This window comes from Nonomuraea sp. NPDC050310, from assembly GCF_040655795.1.
In the GTDB taxonomy this organism is placed as follows: Bacteria; Actinomycetota; Actinomycetes; order Streptosporangiales; family Streptosporangiaceae; genus Nonomuraea.
This window is the reverse complement of record NZ_JBFAKP010000019.1, coordinates 130,693-149,316: the sequence shown is the minus strand read 5'-3', so window position 1 is coordinate 149,316 and position 18,624 is coordinate 130,693. Positions and strand designations below refer to the sequence as shown.

At 73.6% G+C, this 18,624-nt stretch carries 19 protein-coding genes; 4 read left to right on the top strand and 15 right to left on the bottom strand.

Annotation, left to right across the window (positions count from 1 at the left end; translation table 11 throughout):
- Positions 1-64: 64 nt before the first annotated feature.
- The 5 genes from nirD to AB0I67_RS33040 form a co-directional block, all read right to left on the bottom strand.
- Positions 65-409 carry a nitrite reductase small subunit NirD gene (gene nirD / locus AB0I67_RS33060; protein WP_357931637.1) on the bottom strand — a complete coding sequence of 115 codons (345 nt, stop codon included), beginning with the start codon at positions 407-409 and terminating at the stop codon, positions 65-67.
- Positions 406-2,829, bottom strand: coding sequence for a nitrite reductase large subunit NirB (gene nirB / locus AB0I67_RS33055; protein ID WP_357931634.1), 2,424 nt, complete (start codon positions 2,827-2,829; stop codon positions 406-408). The genes nirD and nirB overlap by 4 nt, the downstream gene beginning before the upstream one ends.
- Positions 2,826-4,223, bottom strand: coding sequence for an FAD-dependent oxidoreductase (locus AB0I67_RS33050; protein ID WP_357931632.1), 1,398 nt, complete (start codon positions 4,221-4,223; stop codon positions 2,826-2,828). Before AB0I67_RS33050 ends, nirB begins: the two co-directional genes overlap by 4 nt.
- Complete coding sequence (locus AB0I67_RS33045; RefSeq protein WP_357931628.1) at positions 4,220-6,235, bottom strand: molybdopterin oxidoreductase family protein; 2,016 nt, start codon at positions 6,233-6,235, stop codon at positions 4,220-4,222. The genes AB0I67_RS33050 and AB0I67_RS33045 overlap by 4 nt, the downstream gene beginning before the upstream one ends.
- A gap of 68 nt (positions 6,236-6,303) precedes the next feature.
- Complete coding sequence (locus AB0I67_RS33040) at positions 6,304-7,584, bottom strand: MFS transporter (RefSeq protein WP_357931626.1); 1,281 nt, start codon at positions 7,582-7,584, stop codon at positions 6,304-6,306.
- Between the two features lie 166 nt (positions 7,585-7,750).
- Here AB0I67_RS33040 and AB0I67_RS33035 point away from each other — a divergent pair, with 166 nt between their 5' ends.
- Positions 7,751-8,173, top strand: a complete 423-nt coding sequence (locus tag AB0I67_RS33035; RefSeq protein WP_357931623.1) for a peptide deformylase — start codon at positions 7,751-7,753, stop codon at positions 8,171-8,173.
- 4 nt (positions 8,174-8,177) lie between these two features.
- Here AB0I67_RS33035 and AB0I67_RS33030 read toward each other — a convergent pair whose 3' ends face one another.
- Together AB0I67_RS33030 and AB0I67_RS33025 are read right to left on the bottom strand one after the other, a co-directional pair.
- Complete coding sequence (locus AB0I67_RS33030; protein ID WP_357931620.1) at positions 8,178-8,426, bottom strand: WhiB family transcriptional regulator; 249 nt, start codon at positions 8,424-8,426, stop codon at positions 8,178-8,180.
- A gap of 90 nt (positions 8,427-8,516) precedes the next feature.
- Positions 8,517-9,122: an HAD family hydrolase gene (locus AB0I67_RS33025; RefSeq protein ID WP_357931618.1), complete on the bottom strand. Its 606-nt coding sequence runs from the start codon at positions 9,120-9,122 to the stop codon at positions 8,517-8,519.
- A gap of 403 nt (positions 9,123-9,525) precedes the next feature.
- Between AB0I67_RS33025 and AB0I67_RS33020 the strand changes: the two genes are divergently transcribed.
- The gene (locus AB0I67_RS33020) at positions 9,526-10,707 is read left to right on the top strand and encodes a glycosyltransferase (RefSeq protein WP_357931615.1); all 1,182 of its coding nucleotides are present in this window, start codon (positions 9,526-9,528) and stop codon (positions 10,705-10,707) included.
- A 74-nt stretch (positions 10,708-10,781) separates the two neighbouring features.
- Here AB0I67_RS33020 and AB0I67_RS33015 read toward each other — a convergent pair whose 3' ends face one another.
- The 6 genes from AB0I67_RS33015 to AB0I67_RS32990 are packed head-to-tail and all read right to left on the bottom strand — an operon-like array spanning position 10,782 to position 15,081.
- Positions 10,782-11,198 carry a CBS domain-containing protein gene (locus AB0I67_RS33015; RefSeq protein ID WP_357931612.1) on the bottom strand — a complete coding sequence of 139 codons (417 nt, stop codon included), beginning with the start codon at positions 11,196-11,198 and terminating at the stop codon, positions 10,782-10,784.
- Between the two features lie 38 nt (positions 11,199-11,236).
- Positions 11,237-12,448 carry a cysteine--1-D-myo-inosityl 2-amino-2-deoxy-alpha-D-glucopyranoside ligase gene (gene mshC, locus AB0I67_RS33010; protein ID WP_357931609.1) on the bottom strand — a complete coding sequence of 404 codons (1,212 nt, stop codon included), beginning with the start codon at positions 12,446-12,448 and terminating at the stop codon, positions 11,237-11,239.
- Positions 12,426-13,055: an NRDE family protein gene (locus AB0I67_RS33005; RefSeq protein ID WP_357931607.1), complete on the bottom strand. Its 630-nt coding sequence runs from the start codon at positions 13,053-13,055 to the stop codon at positions 12,426-12,428. Before AB0I67_RS33005 ends, mshC begins: the two co-directional genes overlap by 23 nt.
- Before the next feature lie 8 nt (positions 13,056-13,063).
- Positions 13,064-13,840, bottom strand: a complete 777-nt coding sequence (locus tag AB0I67_RS33000) for an SCO1664 family protein (protein ID WP_357931605.1) — start codon at positions 13,838-13,840, stop codon at positions 13,064-13,066.
- Positions 13,837-14,385: a DUF3090 domain-containing protein gene (locus AB0I67_RS32995; RefSeq protein WP_357931602.1), complete on the bottom strand. Its 549-nt coding sequence runs from the start codon at positions 14,383-14,385 to the stop codon at positions 13,837-13,839. The genes AB0I67_RS33000 and AB0I67_RS32995 overlap by 4 nt, the downstream gene beginning before the upstream one ends.
- Positions 14,386-14,394: 9 nt before the next feature.
- Entirely contained in the window at positions 14,395-15,081 is a 687-nt protein-coding gene (locus tag AB0I67_RS32990; RefSeq protein WP_357931599.1) for a histidine phosphatase family protein, read from the bottom strand.
- A gap of 51 nt (positions 15,082-15,132) precedes the next feature.
- Between AB0I67_RS32990 and AB0I67_RS32985 the strand changes: the two genes are divergently transcribed.
- Complete coding sequence (locus AB0I67_RS32985) at positions 15,133-16,077, top strand: aldo/keto reductase (protein ID WP_357931596.1); 945 nt, start codon at positions 15,133-15,135, stop codon at positions 16,075-16,077.
- Between the two features lie 120 nt (positions 16,078-16,197).
- A complete protein-coding gene (locus AB0I67_RS32980) occupies positions 16,198-17,112 on the top strand; it encodes a hypothetical protein (protein ID WP_357931593.1) in 915 nt (304 codons plus the stop codon).
- A gap of 40 nt (positions 17,113-17,152) precedes the next feature.
- Here AB0I67_RS32980 and fabI read toward each other — a convergent pair whose 3' ends face one another.
- Together fabI and AB0I67_RS32970 are read right to left on the bottom strand one after the other, a co-directional pair.
- Positions 17,153-17,917 (bottom strand): enoyl-ACP reductase FabI, encoded by a 765-nt coding sequence (gene fabI, locus AB0I67_RS32975; protein ID WP_357931590.1) that lies wholly within the window; start codon positions 17,915-17,917, stop codon positions 17,153-17,155.
- A gap of 2 nt (positions 17,918-17,919) precedes the next feature.
- Entirely contained in the window at positions 17,920-18,615 is a 696-nt protein-coding gene (locus AB0I67_RS32970) for a beta-ketoacyl-ACP reductase (RefSeq protein WP_357931587.1), read from the bottom strand.
- Positions 18,616-18,624 lie beyond the last annotated feature (9 nt).

Sequence of the window (18,624 nt, the reverse complement as noted above, 5' to 3'; positions counted from 1 at the left end):
GGCAGGCCCGCGTCGTGCGCAGGACGGGGTTCGCGGGCGGGACGGGGTGAACGGCGCGAGGGGGCTACACGGCGACCTCCACCACGCCGTGGCGGGCGCGGACCCGGTAGGTGGCGACCGTGACCGCCGGGTCGTCGAGGCAGGCGCCGGTCCGCAGCGAGAAGACCTGCTTGTGCATGGGCGAGGCGACGGTCGGCTCGCCGCCGCGGCTGCCGACGATGCCGCGCGACAGCACGTGCGCGCCGCTGAAGGGGTCGAGGTTGTCGAGGGCGTGCAGGTGCCCGGTGTGGTCGCGGAAGAGGGCCACCTGCCGCCCGCCGACCAGCGCGCAGGCGCCTCGCTCCGGCAGCAGGTCGGCCACCCGGCAGACCGGGGTCCAGGTCAGGGTGGCGGACGGGCTCGGGTTCATCGGGACGACACCTCCAGGGGGATCAGGACCGGCTTGATCTGCTCGCGTTCGGTCTCGAAGGCGATCGACGGGTCGGGCACGCCGGGCGCGTTGACGAAGCTGGTGAAACGCCGGAGCTTGTCCGGATCGTCGAGCACCGCCCGCCATTCATCGAAATATCCGGCGACGTGGCGCTCCATCCGCGCCTCCAGCTCCGCACAGATCCCCAGCGAGTCCTCCACCACGACCTGCCGCAGGTACTCCAGCCCGCCCTCCAGCGACTCCAGCCACGCCGAGGTCCGCTGCAGCCGGTCGGCGGTGGCGATGTAGAACATCAGGAACCGGTCGATCACCCGCACCAGCTCCTCGGTGGACACGTCGGCCACCAGCAGGTCGGCGTGCCGGGGCCGGAAGCCGCCGTTGCCGCCGACGTACAGGTTCCAGCCCTGCTCGGTGGCGATGATCCCGAAGTCCTTGCCGCGCGCCTCGGCGCACTCCCGGGCGCACCCGGAGACGGCCGACTTGAGCTTGTGCGGGGCGCGCAGCCCGCGGTAGCGCAGTTCGAGGGCGATGGCGAGCCCGACGGAGTCCTGCACGCCGTACCGGCACCAGGTGGAGCCGACGCACGACTTGACCGTCCGCAGCGACTTGCCGTACGCGTGCCCGGACTCGAACCCGGCCTCGACCAGGCGCTTCCAGATCAGTGGCAACTGCTCGACCCGGGCCCCGAACAGGTCGATCCGCTGGCCGCCGGTGATCTTCGTGTAGAGCCCGAAGTCGCGGGCCACCTCGCCGATGACGATGAGCCGCTCGGGCGTCAGCTCGCCGCCCGGGATGCGGGGCACCACGGAGTAGGTGCCGTTCTTCTGGATGTTGGCGAGGAAGTGGTCGTTGGTGTCCTGCAGCGCCGCGAGCTCGCCGGACAGCACGTGCTCGCCGCGCAGCGAGGCCAGGATGGAGGCGACCACCGGCTTGCAGATGTCGCACCCGCGCCCGCGCCCGTGCGCCGAGACCAGCTCGGAGAAGGTGGCGATACCCCGCACCCGCACGATGTCGAACAGCTCGGCCCGGCTGTGCGCGAAGTGCTCGCACAGCGCCTTGCCGACCTCGACGCCGGAGCGCTCCAGAAGCTGCCTGAGCATCGGCACGCACGACCCGCAGGTGGCCCCGGCCCGGGTGCAGGCCTTGATCCCGGCCACCTCGGTCAGGCCGCGCTCGGCGATCGCCGAGCGGATCGTCCCGGCGCTGACGTTGTTGCACGAGCAGACCGACGCCTCGTCCGGCAGGTCCAGCGCCACCCCCGAACCGGCGAAGAGCAGGTCGGAGGGGGCGGCGGGCAGCGCCTTGCCGACGAAGCCCTTCAGCGCGGTGTACGGGGAGGCGTCGCCCACGCAGATGCCGCCGAGCAGCGTGGCCGCGTCGTCGCTGACGAACAGCCGCTTGTAGATTCCGGCCACCGGGTCCATGTAGACCACGTCCAGGGCCCCGGTCATCGCCCCGAACTGGGCGACCTCGACGCCGAGCAGCTTGAGCTTGGTCGAGGTCTCCGCCCCGCCGAACTCCGCGCCGCCGCTCATGATCCGGTCGGCGGCCACCTCGGCCATGGTGAAGCAGGGCCCCACCAGGCCGTAGACCGTGCCGCCGACCAGCGCGCACTCGCCGATGGCGTAGATCGCCGGGTCGCTGGTGCGCATCCCGGCGTCGGTCACGATGCCGCCGCGCTCGCCGACCTCCAGCCCGCAGCCGCGTGCCAGCTCGTCGCGCGGCCGTACCCCGGCGGAGAAGACCACCACGTCGGCGGCCAGTTCGCGGCCCCCGGCCAGCACGACCCTGCCCGGTTCGATGCGCTCCAGCATCTCGCCCGCGTGCACGGCCAGGCCCAGGGCCTCGATGTGCGCCTTGAGCACCGCGCCGCCGCCCTCGTCCACCTGGCGCGGCATCAGCCGGGGCGCGACCTCGACGATCGAGGTCTCCAGCCCGAGGCCGCGCAGCGCGTCGGCGGCCTCCAGCCCGAGCAGCCCGCCGCCGACCACCACGCCGGTCCTGGCCCCCCGCGCGGCGGCGCGGATGGCCTCCAGGTCGTCGATGGTGCGGTAGACGAAGGCCAGCCCGGCGCCGGGGACCGGCGGCACGAACGGCGCAGACCCGGTCGCCAGCACCAGCACGTCGTACGGCTCCCGCCGCCCGTCCTCGACGAGCACCGCCCTGGCCTCCCGGTCGACGGAGACCACGCGCGCCCCCAGCCGCGTGGTGACCCCCTCGGGCACCGGGTAGGCCAGGTCGGCCCCCTCGGTGAGGTGGGTGGTCAGCGCCACCCGGTCGTAGGCGGGCCGGGACTCCTCCCCCAGCACCACGATCTCGCCGCCGAAGCGGCGCTCGCGCAGCGTCTCCACCAGCCGCTGCGCGGCCGGGCCGTACCCGGCCACCACCAAGCGCGTCACGCGGTCGCCCCTTCCTGCTCGCACAGCCATCCGACGATTCCCTCCACCGCTTCGCGGCAGGTGCCGCAGCCGGTCGTGGCACGGGTGGCGGCGGCCACCGCGGCCACGTCGCGCGCCCCGGCCTCCCAGCACGAGCGGATCTGTCCCTTGGTGACGTTGTTGCAGTGGCACACCTTGGCCGAGTCCGGCATGCGCGTCGGGCTCGGCGCGCTGGGAGCGCTCCCGGCCAGGCCGGGGAACAGCAGCCCGGCGCGGTCGCCGGGCAGCGGGCCGCCCCGGTCGAACAGGTGGGTGAGGGTGCCCACGGCGTCGCTCTCGCCCAGCACGATCGCGCCGACCAGGCGGCCCTCCCTGATCACGAGCTTGCGGTAGGTGCCGCGGGCGCGGTGGCTGAAGCGCACCACCTCGGCGTGCTCCTCGGTGAGCTGCGTCTCGCCCATCGCGGCCAGCTCCACGCTGCGGGCCTTGAGCCGGGTGACCAGCCGCGAGCCGCGGTACAGCGCCTTGCCGCCGGTGATCACCTCGGCGGCGGCCGCGGCCTGCTCCCAGGCGGGCGCGACCAGGCCGTAGACGTGGCCGTCGTGCTCGGCGCACTCGCCGACGGCGAAGACGCTCGGGTCGTCGGTGCGCAGCTCGTCGTCGACGACGATGCCGCGCCGCACCTCCAGCCCGGCGGCCTCGGCCAGGCCGGTGAGCGGGCGCACCCCGCAGGCCAGGACGACCAGCTCGCCGGGCACGTGCTCGCCGCCGGCCAGCCGTACGCCGTCTTCGAGGACCTCGGCCACGTGCACGCCGGTGCGGATCTCCACGCCGAGGCCGGCCAGGGTCTCGCCGAGCACCAGCCCGGCCTCGGCGTCGAGCTGGCGTTCCATCAGGTGCCCGGCCAGGTGCAGCAGGGTCACCGGCAGGCCGCGCCCGGCCAGCCCGCGGGCGGCCTCGATGCCCAGCAGCCCGCCGCCGACCACGACCGCGCGGGCGGCCGAGCCGGCTTCGGCGAGGATGCGCCGGCAGTCGTCGAGGGTGCGGAAGGCGATCGCCCGCTCGACGCCGGGGATGGGCGGCACCAGCGGCTCGCTGCCGGTCGCCAGCACCAGCACGTCGTACGGCTCGCGCCGCCCGTCCTCGGTGACGACGGCGCGGGTCTCGCGGTCGATGGCGGTGACGCGGGTGCCGAGCACGGCCCGCACGTCGTGCTCGCCGTACCAGGAGGGGTCGAGCAGGCGCACCTGCTCGGGCCCGTGGCTGCCGGCCAGCACCTCCGACAGCAGCACGCGGTTGTAGGGCTGCCAGGCCTCGGCCCCGAAGACGGTCACCCGCAGGTCCGCCGAGCGGGCGCGCACCTCGCTGACCAGCCGGGCCCCGGCCATGCCGTTGCCCACGACGACGAGTCTCATGCCACACGCTCCAGTCGGACGGCGCAGACCTTGAACTCCGGCATGCGCGAGAGCGGGTCGAGCACGGGGTTGGTGAGACGGTTGGCGCCCTCCCAGTGGAAGGGCATGAAGACGGTGTCGGGCCGCACCGCGTCGGTGACGCGGGCCACGCCGCGCGCCGCGCCCCGGCGGCTGGTCACCTCGACCAGGTCGCCCGCGCCGATCTCGAGCTGGGCGGCCAGGTCGGGGTGGATCTCGACGAAGGGTTCAGGGGCGGCCTCGATGAGGGCGGCGATCCGGCGGGTCTGGGCGCCGCTCTGGTAGTGCGCCAGGAGCCGGCCGGTGGTCAGGTAGACGGGGTAGTCGGCACAGGTCTCCTCGGCGGGCGGCCGGTGCTCGACCGGGACGAGGCGGGCACGGCCGTCGGGGGTCGGGAACCGGTCGAGGAAGACGCGCGGGGTGCCGGGGTGCTCCGGCGCGGGGCACGGCCAGAACAGGCCGGTTTCGGCGGCCAGCCGCTCGTGGCTGATCCCGGCGTAGTCGGCCGGGCCGCCCGCGCTGGCGCGGCGCAGCTCGTCGAAGACCTCGGCGGGCTCGGCGGCGAAGTCGTGGCCGAGCCGTCCGGCCAGCTCCCGCAGGACCTCCAGGTCGGAGCGGACCCCGGCGGGCGGGTCGACCGCCCGGCGGCGCAGCAGGACGCGTCCCTCCAGATTGGTCATGGTGCCGCTCTCCTCGGCCCACTGGGTGGTGGGCAGCACCACGTGCGCCAGGGCGGCGGTCTCCGAGGGCACGAAGTCGGCGACGACCAGCAGGTCGAGCGCCTTGAGCCGTTCGGTGATCCGCAGCGAGGCGGGGGCGGACACGACCGGGTTGGAGCCGAACAGCAGCAGCGCTCGCGGCCCGTCCGGGGTGCCGAGCGCCTCCAGCAGCTCGTAGGCGCTGCGGCCGGGCCCGGGCAGGCTGGCGGGGTCCACGCCCCAGACCCCGGCGACGTGCGCGCGGGCGGCCGGGTCGTCGATACGGCGGTAGCCGGGGAGCTGGTCGGCCTTCTGCCCGTGCTCGCGCCCGCCCTGGCCGTTGCCCTGGCCGGTGAGGCAGCCGTAGCCGGAGCCGGGGCGGCCGGGCAGGCCGAGCGCGAGGGCGAGGTTGATGAAGGCGGTGACCGTGTCGGTGCCCTTGGCGTGCTGCTCGGCGCCGCGCCCGGTGAGCACGACGGCCCGGTCGGCGCGGCCGAGCGCGTGCGCGGCCTGGCGCATGCGGGCCACCGGGACCCCGGTGACGCGCTCGACGCGCTCGGGCCACCAGGCGGCCAGCGAGGTGCGCACGGCCTCGAAGCCGGTGGTGCGCGCGGCGAGGTAGGCCTCGTCGGCCAGCCCCTCGGCCAGCACCAGGTGGAGCAGCCCGAGCGCGAGGGCGAGATCGGTGCCGGGCAGCGGGCGCAGGTGCAGCCAGGCCAGCTTGGCGGTGGCCGAGCGGCGCGGGTCGATGACGATCAGGCGCGGCCCGGTCAGGTGCCGCACCAGCGGCGGCATCGTCTCGGCCACGTTCGCGCCGGCCAGCAGCACGACGTCGGCCTCGGCCAGGTCGGTCACCGGGAACGGCAGCCCGCGGTCGAGCCCGAAGGCCCGCTTGGCCGCGGCCGCCGCCGAGGACATGCAGAAGCGGCCGTTGTAGTCGATCTGGCTCGTGCCCAGCGCGACCCGGGCGAACTTGCCCAGCGTGTAGGCCTTCTCGTTGGTGAGGCCGCCGCCGCCGAAGACCGCCACCGAGTCGGGTCCGTGCTCGGCCCGCAGCGCGCGCAGCCGCCCGGCCACGTGGTCGAGCGCCGCCGTCCAGGAGGCCGGCTCGCCGTGCAGCAGCGGGGCGGTCAGCCGGTCGGGATGGGCGAGCAGGTCGGCCGCGGTCCAGCCCTTCTGGCACAGCGCGCCGCCCGCGTTGGCGGGCACGTCCCGGCGCGGCGCGACCGTCGCGGGCGAGCCCGGCGTCACCGTCATGCCGCACTGGAGTGCGCAGTAAGGGCAGTGCGTCTTCACGGGCTTGATGGTGCTCAGCGGTGATTTCACACCGAGGTCCCTTCTGTTACCAACGTGCTAACGGCCGTTCACACGCGGGCGTGAGCGAGCCGCGCGGCGCCGACCGGCCGGGCGTAGCACCACCACGTGGTGGCGAAACAGGCGGCGTAGAACAGGCCGAAGGCCAGGAAGGCGGCGGCCGGGCTGCCGCCGGCGGCGAAGGACATGCCGAAGGCGCGGTTGATGAGGAAGCCGCCGAACGCCCCGACCGCGGAGATGATGCCGACCGCGGCGGCGGCCTGGCGCCTGCCGTACTCGGGGCTGCGGCCGGAGGCGGCGGCCAGCGCGCCGAAGATGGCCGGGACCATCCGGTAGGTGGAGCCGTTGCCCAGGCCCGCGGTGACGAACAACGCCTGGAAGGCCAGCGCGAACAGCCAGAAGTCGCCCGAGCCCACGGCGAGCCACACCAGCGCCACTCCCCCGGCCATGGCGGCGAAGTTCCACAACGTGACCCGGGCTCCGCCGAGCCGGTCGGCCAGCCAGCCCCCGGCCGGGCGCACCAGCGAGCCGAGCAGCGGGCCGAGGAAGGCCACCGTCTGCCAGGCCGAGCCCGGGAACAGGCTCTTGGCCAGCAGCGGGAAGGCGGTGGAGTACCCGATGAAGGAGCCGAAGGTGCCGATGTAGAGGAAGGACATGAGCCACGTCTGGCCGTTGCCGGCCACCGCGAGCTGCTCGCGCGGCGAGGCCTTGGCGGTGGCCAGGTTGTCCATGAACAGCCAGGCGCAGCCGGCGGCCACCACGATGAACGGCACCCAGAACCAGCCCGCCGCCGCGAGGCCGAAGGCCCCGATGACCAGCGGCACCACGAGCTGCACCGAGCTGACCCCGATGTTGCCGCCGGCCGCGTTCAGCCCGAGCGCGGCCCCCTGGCGCGACTGCGGGTAGAAGTGCGTGATGTTGGCCATGCTGGAGGCGAAGTTGCCGCCGCCGAACCCGGCGGTGGCCGCGATGAGCAGGAAGACCCAGTACGGCGTGTCCGGCGAGCCCACCGCCCAGCCCAGCGCCAGCGCCGGGATGAGCAGCAGCAGCGCGCTGAACACGGTGTAGTCGCGCCCGCCGAAGCGGGCCGGCCCGAAGGTGTACGGCAGGCGCAGCGCCGAGCCCACCAGGTTCGGCAGCGCCACCAGCCAGAAGAGCTGGTCGGTGCTGAAGTCGTAGGCGCCGAGCTGGGCCGCCACCACGCTCCACACCGTCCAAACGGTGAAGCCCAGATGTTCGGCCAGGATGGAGAAGACCAGGTTCCGCCGGGCGACACGCCGCCCCGTGGCTCGCCAGAAGGCCGGGTCGTCCGGCCGCCAGTCTGAGATCATGATCCGGAGGCTAGGAAAGTGCGGTTACGCACTTGGCCACGGAGCGGCTGTGCGGCGGTTACTTCCCGGTCACCCGGGCAACATGCCGGTAACACCCGGACACGGTTGACTCGGCGGCATGCGGGGAATCCTGGCTCTGACGTCGCGACGCATCGGGGAGTTCCGCGTGCCTATCTGCGCCTACGATGATCCGGCCCTCCGGGTCGCAGCAGAACCGGTGACCGCCTTCGACAAGGAGCTGCGGCAACTCGTCAAGTCCCTCACCCTGACCATGCGCTCGGCCGCCGGCGGCGCCGGGCTGGCCGCGCCGCAGATCGGCGTCCCGCTGCGGGTGCTGGTCTTCGACTACGACGGGCGGGCCGGGCACCTGGTCAACCCGCGTTTGGAGCTGTCCGGCCGCAAGGTGATCGCCGACGAGGCGTGCCTGTCCGCGCCGGGGCGGTGGCGGCCGCTGGAGCGTTCCTTCGCGGTGACCGCCCGCGGCCGCGACATGTACGGCAAGCCGCTGACGGTCCGGGCGATCGGCATGCTGGCCAGGATCCTCCAGCACGAGGTCGACCACCTCGACGGGGTGCTGATCCCGCTGTAGCGGGTCAGGCGGCCCGGGGGGCGTAGCGCGCCGCGCGGCGTTCGCCGGGTTCCAGACCGCCCCAGACGCCGTGCTGCTGGCGGGTCTCCACCGCGTACTCCAGGCACGGGCGCCGCACCGGGCACCGGCCACAGACCGCCTTGGCGTGCGCGATCTGGGACCGGCTGGGCCCGAGCGGGGAGATGGGGAAGAACAGGTCCGGGTCCTGGTCCAGGCAGGCGGCCCGGTGGGACCAGTCGTACGCGTGGGTCATGAGGTCTCCATGCCTCCGAGGTCGGAGTTCCGTCCCCGGAGGGACAGATCGGAAAAACCCGCGCCTACCCCCGCGTTCCGCCCTCACACCTCACCAGCGGCTCCAGCTCGCGATCTGCGCCGGGTGCAACGCGCCGCCCGCGATCAGATGGTTGAGCGTGTCCACCGGTTCCATCTCCATGATCCGCTGCACCGCCTCCGGCAGGCTCGCGGCCAGCTCGTCGGCCTCGGCGAACTCCGAGGGCCGCGTCGCCGGCGTGGGCACCATGATCGCCCGCGCGCCGGCCGCCCGCGCGGCCTTCATGTCGCTGCCGATGTCGCCCACCATGACGCAGTCGAGCGGGCTGATGTCCATGATCGCCGCCGCCCGGATGATCAGGCCCGGCCGCGGCTTGCGGCACGAGCAGGCGTCCATGTCGTCGTGCACGCAGATCGCCCAGGCGTCGAACGGGCCGAGCAACTCCTCCACCCGCTCGTTCACCTGGTGCAACTGGTCGGGCGAGATCAGGCCGCGGGCCACGCCCGACTGGTTGGTCACCACGCCCACCAGCACGCCCGCGTCACGCAGCCTGCGCAACGCGGCCTGGGCGCCCGGCATGGGCCGGACCAGGGAAGGATCGCGGTTGTAGGGCACGTCGTGGATCAACGTTCCGTCACGGTCGAAAAGGACGGCTGCGGGACGGCGGGACTTGGACACTCGGCACCTCCTGGAAGTGTCCGGGAGCTACCCGGCGGCACGCCCGGCAAACGACCCGTGCCTGGCGGAGGGCCGGTGAGGTTTGACCGTCGCTCCCACAGGTAGCCGTTACCGCGACAGCGCGGGTACGAAAGGCGGTCCTGAAGCCACCCGAGCCGACCACCGCCGACCCCGGTCCGAAGGCCGGGCCGACCCGCGACCTGGTGCGCACGGCACATCCGGCCCCGTCCTCTCGCGGGAGCCGCACGACAGAACCTCGCACCCGGCCACGCCCCCGGCGAGGGGCCGCGGCCGGGCGATGGCTCACGCCGCCGGGCGGCCGCGAACACCCGGCGGCGGGCCCGTCCATGCCTGACCTCGGCGGGCGCCGAGCAGGCCGTCCAGGCCACAGGGAGCTGACGCCATGAAGGTAGATCTCATCTCGGAACACGCCGACCCGCTGGCCGCCCTCGGCGGCGTGGACGCCGGCGGGCAGAACGTCTACGTCTCCTGCCTGGCCGCCGCGCTGGCCGCTCGCGGGCACGACGTCGTGGTCCACACCCGGCGCACCGCGCTGGGCCAGAGGGCCGTCACGCTGCCGACCGGCGTGTGGGTGGAGTACGTGCCCGCCGGGCCGCCGCTGCCCATCCCGAAGGACGACCTGCCGCCCTACATGGCGCAGTTCGCCGGGCACCTGGCCCGCGGCTGGCGGCGGCGCCGGCCCGACGTGGTGCACGCGCACTTCTGGATGAGCGGGCTGGCCGCGCTGGAGGCCGCCCGGGGCAGCATCCCGGTCGTCCAGACCTACCACGCGCTCGGCACGGTCAAGCGCCGCTGGCAGGGCGCGGCCGACACCAGCCCACGGGTCCGGCTGGCCGCCGAGGCCCGGCTCGGCAGGCAGGCCGACGCGGTGCTGGCGACCTGCACCGACGAGGTCGCCGAGCTGCGGGCGATGGGCGTGCCGGCCGAGCGGATCTCGATCGTGCCGTGCGGCGTCGATCTCCAGACCTTCTGCCCCGAGCCGGGCGGGCGGCCCGTGCCCGGCCGCATCCTCAGCATCGGCCGTCTCGTGCCGCGCAAGGGCGTGGAAACCGTCGTGCGCGCCCTGGCCGAGCTGCCCGAAGCGCACCTGGTGGTCGCGGGGGGCTCGGCCGACGACAAGGAGGCCCGGCGGCTGGCGGAGCTGGCGCTGACCCTCGGCGTGGCCGGGCGGGTGCGGGTGCTCGGCAGCGTGCCGCGCCACCAGGTGCCCGCGCTGATGCGCTCGGCGCAGGTGGTCGCCAGCGTGCCGTGGTACGAGCCGTTCGGGCTCGTGCCGGTCGAGGCGATGGCCTGCGGCGTGCCGGTGATCGCCTCCGCGGTGGGCGGGCACCTGGACACCGTCGCAGGAGCGGGCCTGCTGGTCCCGCCGCGCGAGCCGCTGGCGCTGGCCACCGCGCTGCGGCGGGTGCTCGAGGCCCCGGAGCTGCGCTTCAGGCTCGGCCGCGCCGGCGCCCGCCGGGCCCAGGAACGGTACGGCTGGCCGCGCGTGGCCGAGCAGGTGGAACAGGTCTACCGGCAACTGGCCCGCGGCTCGGCGACCGAGCTGCTGGCCTCCGGCAGCTGAGACGGGCGTGGCCGCCGAGCCCGGAAGGGGCCGGCGGCCACGGACGCCCTCAGCGGGCGCGGTGTCTCAGGGACTCAGTCGGACGTCAGCACGTCCAGCAGGTCGCCCACGGTGGCGTCGGGCACCGCGCGGGTGACCTCGGCCAGCGAGACGATGCCCACCAGGGTGTGGCCGTCGATGACGGGCAGGCGGCGGACCTTGTGCCGGGCCATCGTCCGCAGGATCTCCCGCGTGTCGTGGTCGGCTCCGATCGTGACCGCCTCGCCCTGGGCCAGCTCGCCGGCCAGGCACGACTTCGGGTCCTTGCCCTTGGCCAGGACCTTCACCACGATGTCGCGGTCGGTGAGCATGCCCTTGAGCTTGTTGTCCGGGCCGCAGATGGGCAGTGACCCGACATCGAGCCTCGCCATCTTGTCGGCCGCGTCGAGAACCGTCTCGTCGGCGCTGACGCAGGTGCAGTCCGGGGTCATGATGTCACGGGCAGTCGGCATGGTCTCTCCTTTCGACTCATGACCCGACTGCCCACGAATCAGAGCTTCACTCCGAGAAGGGTGTCGGCGACCTTGGCCGCGAGGTCGGTCGGCTGCTCGCCCTCGCCGTCCAGGGCCTTCCGCGCCCAGTCGTCGAAGGCGGCCACGGCGCCCGGCGCGTCGAGGTCGTCGGCCAGGCGCTGCCGTACGGTGGCCAGCAGTTCCTCGGCGTGCGGGCCGCGGCCGGAGGCGACGGCGCGGCGCCAGAGGTCGAGCCGGGCCTCGGCGTCGGCGAGCTGGTCGGGGGTGTACTCCCAGTCGGCGCGGTAGTGGTGGGCCAGCAGCACGAGGCGGACGGCCATCGGGTCGTGCTCGGCGCGCAGCCGGGAGACGAAGACCAGGTTGCCCTTGGACTTCGACATCTTCTCGCCGTCGAGGGCGACCATGCCGGCGTGGGTGTAGAAGCGGGCGAAGGGCCACTCGCCGGTGGCGGCGTGCCCCTCGGAGGCGCCGCACTCGTGGTGCGGGTAGATCAGGTCGGAGCCGCCGCCGGCCACGTCGAAGCCCGCGCCGAGGTGGTCCAGGGCGATCGCGGTGCACTCGATGTGCCAGCCGGGCCGGCCGCGGCCGAGGCTGCTGTCCCAGGCCGGCTCGCCCGGGCGCTCGGCCCGCCACAGCAGCCAGTCGAGCGGGTCACGCTTGCCCGGCCGGTCGGGGTCGCCGCCGCGCTCGGCCGACAGGGCGAGCATCTCGGCCTCGGAGTAGCCGGAGACCTCGCCGAACTTGGGCGCGTCCGCGCGGCTGAAATAGACGTCGCCGTCGAGGTCGTAGGTGAGCGGCCGCAGCCGCTCCACCAGCGCCGCCACCCGGTCGATGACCTCCGTCACGCCGACGTACTCCTGCGGCGGGATCATCCGCAGGGCGGTCATGTCGGTGCGGAACAGTTCGATCTCACGCTCGGCCAGCGCCCGCCAGTCCTGGCCGGTCTGCTCGGCACGTTCCAGCAACGGGTCGTCCACGTCGGTGGCGTTCTGGGTGTAGTGCACCTCGTGCCCGTTGTCCCGCCACACCCGGCCGACCAGGTCGAAGGCCAGGTAGGTGTTGGCGTGGCCCAGGTGGGTGGCGTCATAGGGGGTGATGCCGCAGACGTACATCCGCGCGGTGGGCCCCGGGTCGGTCTGCCGGACCCGCCGGGCGGCGGTGTCGTAGAGCCGGAGCGGAACACTCTCGCCGGGAAGCCGAGTGATGTCAGGAGCGGACCACGATCTCATGGTCTGAGCCTATCTGCCGGAACTCGTAGCTCTGCGGGGTGACCAGGGTGATCGACAGGGAGGCGTAGACCCGCCCGTCGGGCAGTTCGTAGTGCAGCAGGAGCGCGCTGGGGTCGGCCGCGGGCTCGTCGCCGACCACCGACCACCAGTCGCTCGTGGCGCGGAAGCGGTCGAGGTGCGCGGTGACGCGCGGGCCCTCCATGCCGTCGTTGACGATCATGACCGTCTCGTCCGGCAGGAGCGTCTCGGTGAGGTGCTCGCCGTCCCAGCTCCACAGCCGGCCGCCGGCGCGGTCGGTGTAGACGAGGTGGAAGGGGTCGTACCTGGTCAGGTCCACCTCGGGCAGGCCGCCCACGGTCACCGCGCGCAGCGGCAGGTCGCCGCGGGAGACGCGGTCGGTCTCGGGGGCGAGGGTGCCACGGCCGTTGAGGAGGGCGGCCACCCGCCCGCTCTCGCGGTGGACGGCCAGCCACGTGCCGCCCGCCTTGAGGTCACGGCCGCCGACGACGCCGGGGTAGTCGTCGGGCCAGTGTTCGCCGGGCCCTTCCCAGGGACGGTCGGCCAGCTCGTCCCTGATGCCCATCAGGGCGCCCGGCCGTACGATCACGGTGCACATCAGATCGGCGGCCAGGGGACGGCCGGCCAGTCCTTGGACGGCGAGGGGTGCAGGCCGGTGTCGAGCAGCCGCCGGACCCGGCGCCAGGTGGCCTCGACCTCGGCCAGGGTGAGCAGCTCGCGCAACCGGCGGCCGAGCGTGCCGGACTCCAGGTCGCGCTCCAGGCCGGCCAGCACGCCGACGGCCTCGCGGCTGAGCGGCCGGCCGCGCCACTGCCACAGCACGGTGCGGAGCTTGTCCTCCTCGGCGAAGCAGACCCCGTGGTCGACGCCGTAGACGTGCCCGCTGGGCAGGGGCAGCAGGTGGCCGCCCTTGCGGTCGGCGTTGTTGACCACCGCGTCGAAGACGGCCATCCGGCGCAGGGCCGGGTTGCGGCTGCGGACCAGCGCGATCAGGTCGGGCTCCTGCCCGGCGTGGTCGTGGCTGTCGATCCAGAGCTGGCACATCCCGGGGCCGAAGGGGCCCTCGCGGTAGACGGTGGGCGGCACGATGCGCCAGCCCGTGGCACGGGAGACCTCGAAGGCGGCCACCTCGCGGGCGGCGAGGGTGCCGTCGGGGAAGTCCCACAGCGGCCGCTCGCCGCGCACCGGCTTGTAGACGCACGCGGCGGTGACGCCGCCGAGGGTGATGGAGCAGTAGAGGGTCATGTTGGTCGCCTCGACGAGGCGGCCGACCACCTCCATGCGGCCTTCGGCGAGCAGCCGCAGCGCCTCCTTCTCGGTCTGCCCCGCCGGAGGGGGGCTGAGCACGGGCTCACTCTCCGGCACGGTGCTCATGAAGCCACCTCACCCCCGCGGTAGCCGTTGAGGCGGACGCAGACGTGGCCCTCGGGGTCGAGCGGCTGGGTGCACAGCGGGCAGGGCGGGCGACCGGCGGCGACGAGCTGCAGGGCGCGGCGGGTGAAGGCGCGGGCGACGCCGGCGCTGATCCGCACGCGCAGCATCGCCGGGTCGTCGACCTCGACGGGCTCGTCGCCGAGGTACTCCTCGGCCTCGATGACCACGCGGGCCGTGTCCTCGTCCCATTGCAGCGCCATCGTGCCGACCCGGAAGTCCTCTTCGATGGGCAGGTCGAGCGGCCCGTCGTCGGTGAGGTCGGCGGGTGCCAGGGCGGGGATCTGGGCCGTGCCGCCGGACTGGCGCAGCACCTCGTCGAGCAGCTCGTCGAGCCTGCCCGCGAGTGCGGCCACCTGCAGCTTCTCCAGCGCTACCGTCGTCAGTCTGCCCTCTCCTTTGGCCTGCAGGAAGAAAGCCCGCGAACCCGGCTGCCCCACGGCACCGGCCACGAACCTCTCAGGTGGGTCGTAGTCGAAGACCGGCATAGCCTGACCTTACGTGGTTCCCGATCCGCCGCCGACGGCGGCATCGCTCCCGGTGAGGTTTTCTCCCCCGTCTTTCTCTCCCGAACCCTCTGGCAGCGTCAATTCCCCCATATCGTTAAGTTTGACCACAAAGGGGCGCAAGGGGGTGTAGCGAATCACCGTCAAAGCGGCCGGATCCGCACCGATTCGCTGAAATCCATCCAAGTGCAGGCCGAGGGCGTCCGCCACGATCGCCTTGATGACGTCGCCGTGCGTGCAGACCAGGTAGACAGCCTTCTCCCCGAGACGATCATTCCACTCCCGGACCGCTTTGACAGCGCGCGCCTGCATGTCCGCGATGGCCTCGCCGCCGGGGAAGGTGACCGCGCTCGGGTGGGCCTGGACCACCCGCCACAGCGGCTCCTCGGCCAGCTCCCTGAGCTCCCGCCCGGTCCACTCGCCGTAACCGCACTCGCCGAAGCGCTCGTCGGTCTGGATCTCCAGATCCCGCCCCCGCGCGACCGCCTCGGCGGTCTCCCGGCAGCGCTCCAGCGGGCTGGAGACGATCGCGTCCAGCCGGGTCCCGGCCAGCCGCCCGCCGAGCGCCTCGGCCTGCGCCCGGCCGCGCTCGTTCAGGTGGACGCCGGGGGTCCAGCCGGCGAGGACGGGACCGGTCAGCGGGGTCAGGCCATGGCGGGCCAGCAGCAAAGTCGTCACACGGCAAAGTATGGCCAGCCCCGGAGGTGGTTGGCGTAATCTAGCCGGATCATGGAACAGCGTTATGTGGGCCGGAGCGGCCTGTCGGTCTCCCGACTCGGCCTGGGGACGATGACCTGGGGGCTCGACACCGACCCCGAGGACGCCGCGGCCCAGCTCCGCACCTTCGTGGAGGCCGGCGGCAACCTCGTCGACACCGCCGACGTCTACACCTCCGGCGACTCCGAGCGGCTGCTGGGGCGGCTGCTGCGCGAGTCGGTGCGGCGCGAGGACGTGGTCCTGTCCACCAAGGCCGTGGTGACCCCGCTCGGCCCCCGCCCGCGTGACGCCTCGCGACGCCATCTCATCGCCGCCATCGACGCCTCGCTCTCGCGGCTCGGCGTCGACTACGTGGACCTGTGGCAGCTCCACGCCTTCGACGACGAGGTGCCGCTGGAGGAGACGCTGGCCGCGCTGGACGCCATCGTCAGCTCCGGGCGCGCGGTCTACGCCGGCGTGTGCGGCTACAGCGGCTGGCAGCTCGCCGCCGCGGCGACCGCCCAGCGCGTGGTGCCCGGCCGCATCCCGCTCGTCTCGGCCCAGGCCGAGTACTCGCTGCTGGCCCGGGAGGCCGAGCGCGAGCTGCTGCCGGCCGCCGCGCACGTGGGCGCGGGCGTGCTGGCCTCCTCGCCGCTCGGGCGCGGGGTGCTGACCGGCAAGTACCGCACGGGCATCCCGGCCGACTCGCGCGCCGCGGCGCCGCACTTCGCCGAGTACGTCCGCCCTTATCTGGACGAGCGCTGCCGCCGGGTGGTCGAGTCGGTGATGACCGCCGCCGACGGGCTGGGGCGCACGCCGCTGGCCGTGGCGCTGTCGTGGGTGCGCGACCAGGACGGCGTCTCCTCGGCGATCGTCGGGGCCCGCACCGCCACCCAGCTCAAGGCCATCCTCCAGGCGGAGGACCTGGTCCTGCCGAGGGAGATCCGGGAGGCGCTGGACGACGTCTCGTCCTGCTGACCCGATAGAACGAGAGTCCGACTCGCGTATCACTAGTCGATACCGAACCGCAACTTTCCGCGGGCAACGCGGGGCCGATCCGCGAGGATTCCCCCACGGAGAGTGTTTGGGGGGAGACAGATGCGACGCACCGCCGGGGTCCTGGCGTTCGCCATCGCCACGATCACGCTGGGCGCCGCTCCGGCCGCCGCGACCGCACCCTACCCGGCGCTGGGAAACACCCTGGGAGGCGCGCTGCTCGCCGACTGCGAGCAGGGCGGCGGCCTGCTGTCCGGCGTCACCGGCGGGCTGTGCGAGCTGGTGGACGGGGTGACCGACACGGTCGACTCGCTGACCGGCGACCAGCTCGGCCCGGTCACCGACGGCCTCGACGACACCGTGGGCGGCGTCACCAACCCGCTCGGCGAGGTGCTCCCCACCCCGCAGACCCCCGAGCCGACCCCGCCGCCCAAACCCGGCGACCAGTCCGAGCCCGCCGACACCGCCGACGCCGGCAAGCCGGGCGGGGGCGAGGGACTGCTGCCCAGCGTGCTCGACGAGGTCTGCCTGCCGGTGCTGGCCTGCAAGGGGCAGGGCGTGCTCGACGGGCTCACCCCGCCGCCGCCCAAGCCCGGTCTCACCACTCCCCCGCCGAAGCCGCGGCCCGAGCCGAAGCCCTCCGAGAAGGCGGACGAGGACGAGCAGGCGGTGCTGCCCACGACGGTGCCCGTGCCTCCGGACAGCCGGCCGTACCTGCTCAACAGCACCGAGCACGACCTCGGCGACGAGCCGGCCGCCGACCCCGACCGGGCCGGGCTCGGACTGCTGTGGCCGGGGCCGCTCACCGAGCGGCTGCGGGTACGGCTCAGCGACCAGCAGGTGGTACGGCCCAGCGACACCGACGGCGACGTGCTGGGCACGGCGCTCACCGCGACGCTGCTGGCCTCGGCCGTGCTGGCCACCCGCATCGTGCACAAGCGGCGGCGCAAGGCCGAGGAGAGCGCGTCCATCCCGTTCGAGCCGATGCGCGTCGGCGGCCGGCACCGCCTGGCCTGAGCGGCCCGGGTGCGAACAGGACGGTTCTCGAGCGGTGCGGTCAGACGCCCATGGCGTGGACGCCGCCGTCCACGTGGACGATCTCGCCCGTGGTGGCCGGGAACCAGTCCGACAGCAACGCCACGACCGCCTTGGCGGCGGGCGCGGTGTCGGCGAGGTCCCAGCCCAGCGGCGCCTTCTCCGGCCAGCTCTCCTCGAACTCCTTGAAGCCCGGGATCGACTTGGCCGCCATCGTGCGCAGCGGCCCGGCCGAGACCAGGTTGACGCGGATGCCGTGCTTGCCGAGGTCGCGGGCGAGGTAGCGGTTGGCCGACTCCAGGCCCGCCTTGGCCACGCCCATCCAGTCGTAGACCGGCCAGGCCTTGGTGGCGTCGAAGTCGAGGCCGACGACCGAGCTACCGGCCTTCATCAGCGGCAGGCAGGCCACCGCCAGCGACTTGTAGGAGAAGGTCGAGGCGTGCAGCGCGGTGGCCACGTCCTCCCAGCTCGTGTTGAGGAAGTTGCCGCCGAGGGCGGTCTGCGGCGCGAAGCCGATGGCGTGGACCACGCCGTCGAGGCCGTCGAGGTGCTCGCCCACCCGGTCGGCGAGGGTGCCGAGCTGGTCGGGGGAGGTCACGTCGAGCTCCAGCACCGGCGGCGGCTCGGGGAGCCGCTTGGCGATGCGCTCGACCAGGCTGAGCCTGCCGTACCCGGTCAGGACGACCTGAGCGCCCTGCTCCTGGGCGATCTTGGCCACTTGGAAGGCGATGGAGGCGTCGGTGAGGACGCCGGTGACGAGCAGGCGCTTGCCGTCGAGGATGCCCATGGTCAGTGCCCCATTCCCAGTCCGCCGTCGACGGGGATCACGGCCCCGGTGATGTAGGAGGCGTCGTCGCTCGCCAGGAAGCGCACGACGCGCGCGATCTCCGCCGATTCGGCCTGGCGGCCCAGCGGGATGTTCTTGATGATCGCCTCGCCGTCGAGCTCGGCGGTCATGTCGGTCTTGACGAAGCCGGGGGCCACCACGTTGACGGTGATGCCCCGCGAGCCGTACTCCCTGGCCAGGGAGCGGCCGAAGCCGACCAGGCCGGCCTTGGAGGCGGCGTAGTTGGCCTGCCCCGCCTGGCCGGACAGGCCCACGACGGAGGAGATGAGGATGATGCGGCCGCGCTTGAGCTTCATCATCGGGCGGATCGCGCGCTTGGCCACCCGGAAGGCGCCGGTGAGGTTGGCGTCGATCACCTCGGTGAAGGTCTCCTCCTTCATCATCGCCAGGAGCGTGTCCTTGGTGATGCCGGCGTTGGAGACGAGCACCTCGACGGGGCCCTGCTCGGCCTCGACCTTCGCGAAGGCGGCGTCGACGTCCTCGGCGCTGGTCACGTCGCAGCGGACGCCGAACAGGCCCTCGGGGGGCTCGCCCGATCGGTAGGTGACCGCGACGGCGTCGCCGCCCGCGGCCAGTTCTCTGGCGATCGCGAGGCCGATGCCGCGATTGCCGCCGGTGACGAGTACAGAGCGTGCCATAGGACCTGA

Coding starts and splice junctions, on each gene's coding strand:
- nirD (WP_357931637.1), bottom strand. CDS start 409: ATGAACCCGAGCCCGTCCGCCACCCTGACCTGGACCCCGGTCTGCCGG.
- AB0I67_RS33050 (WP_357931632.1), bottom strand. CDS start 4,223: ATGAGACTCGTCGTCGTGGGCAACGGCATGGCCGGGGCCCGGCTGGTC.
- AB0I67_RS33040 (WP_357931626.1), bottom strand. CDS start 7,584: ATGATCTCAGACTGGCGGCCGGACGACCCGGCCTTCTGGCGAGCCACG.
- AB0I67_RS33030 (WP_357931620.1), bottom strand. CDS start 8,426: ATGACCCACGCGTACGACTGGTCCCACCGGGCCGCCTGCCTGGACCAG.
- AB0I67_RS33020 (WP_357931615.1), top strand. CDS start 9,526: ATGAAGGTAGATCTCATCTCGGAACACGCCGACCCGCTGGCCGCCCTC.
- AB0I67_RS33015 (WP_357931612.1), bottom strand. CDS start 11,198: ATGCCGACTGCCCGTGACATCATGACCCCGGACTGCACCTGCGTCAGC.
- mshC (WP_357931609.1), bottom strand. CDS start 12,448: ATGAGATCGTGGTCCGCTCCTGACATCACTCGGCTTCCCGGCGAGAGT.
- AB0I67_RS33000 (WP_357931605.1), bottom strand. CDS start 13,840: ATGAGCACCGTGCCGGAGAGTGAGCCCGTGCTCAGCCCCCCTCCGGCG.
- AB0I67_RS32995 (WP_357931602.1), bottom strand. CDS start 14,385: ATGCCGGTCTTCGACTACGACCCACCTGAGAGGTTCGTGGCCGGTGCC.
- AB0I67_RS32985 (WP_357931596.1), top strand. CDS start 15,133: ATGGAACAGCGTTATGTGGGCCGGAGCGGCCTGTCGGTCTCCCGACTC.
- AB0I67_RS32980 (WP_357931593.1), top strand. CDS start 16,198: ATGCGACGCACCGCCGGGGTCCTGGCGTTCGCCATCGCCACGATCACG.
- fabI (WP_357931590.1), bottom strand. CDS start 17,917: ATGGGCATCCTCGACGGCAAGCGCCTGCTCGTCACCGGCGTCCTCACC.
- AB0I67_RS32970 (WP_357931587.1), bottom strand. CDS start 18,615: ATGGCACGCTCTGTACTCGTCACCGGCGGCAATCGCGGCATCGGCCTC.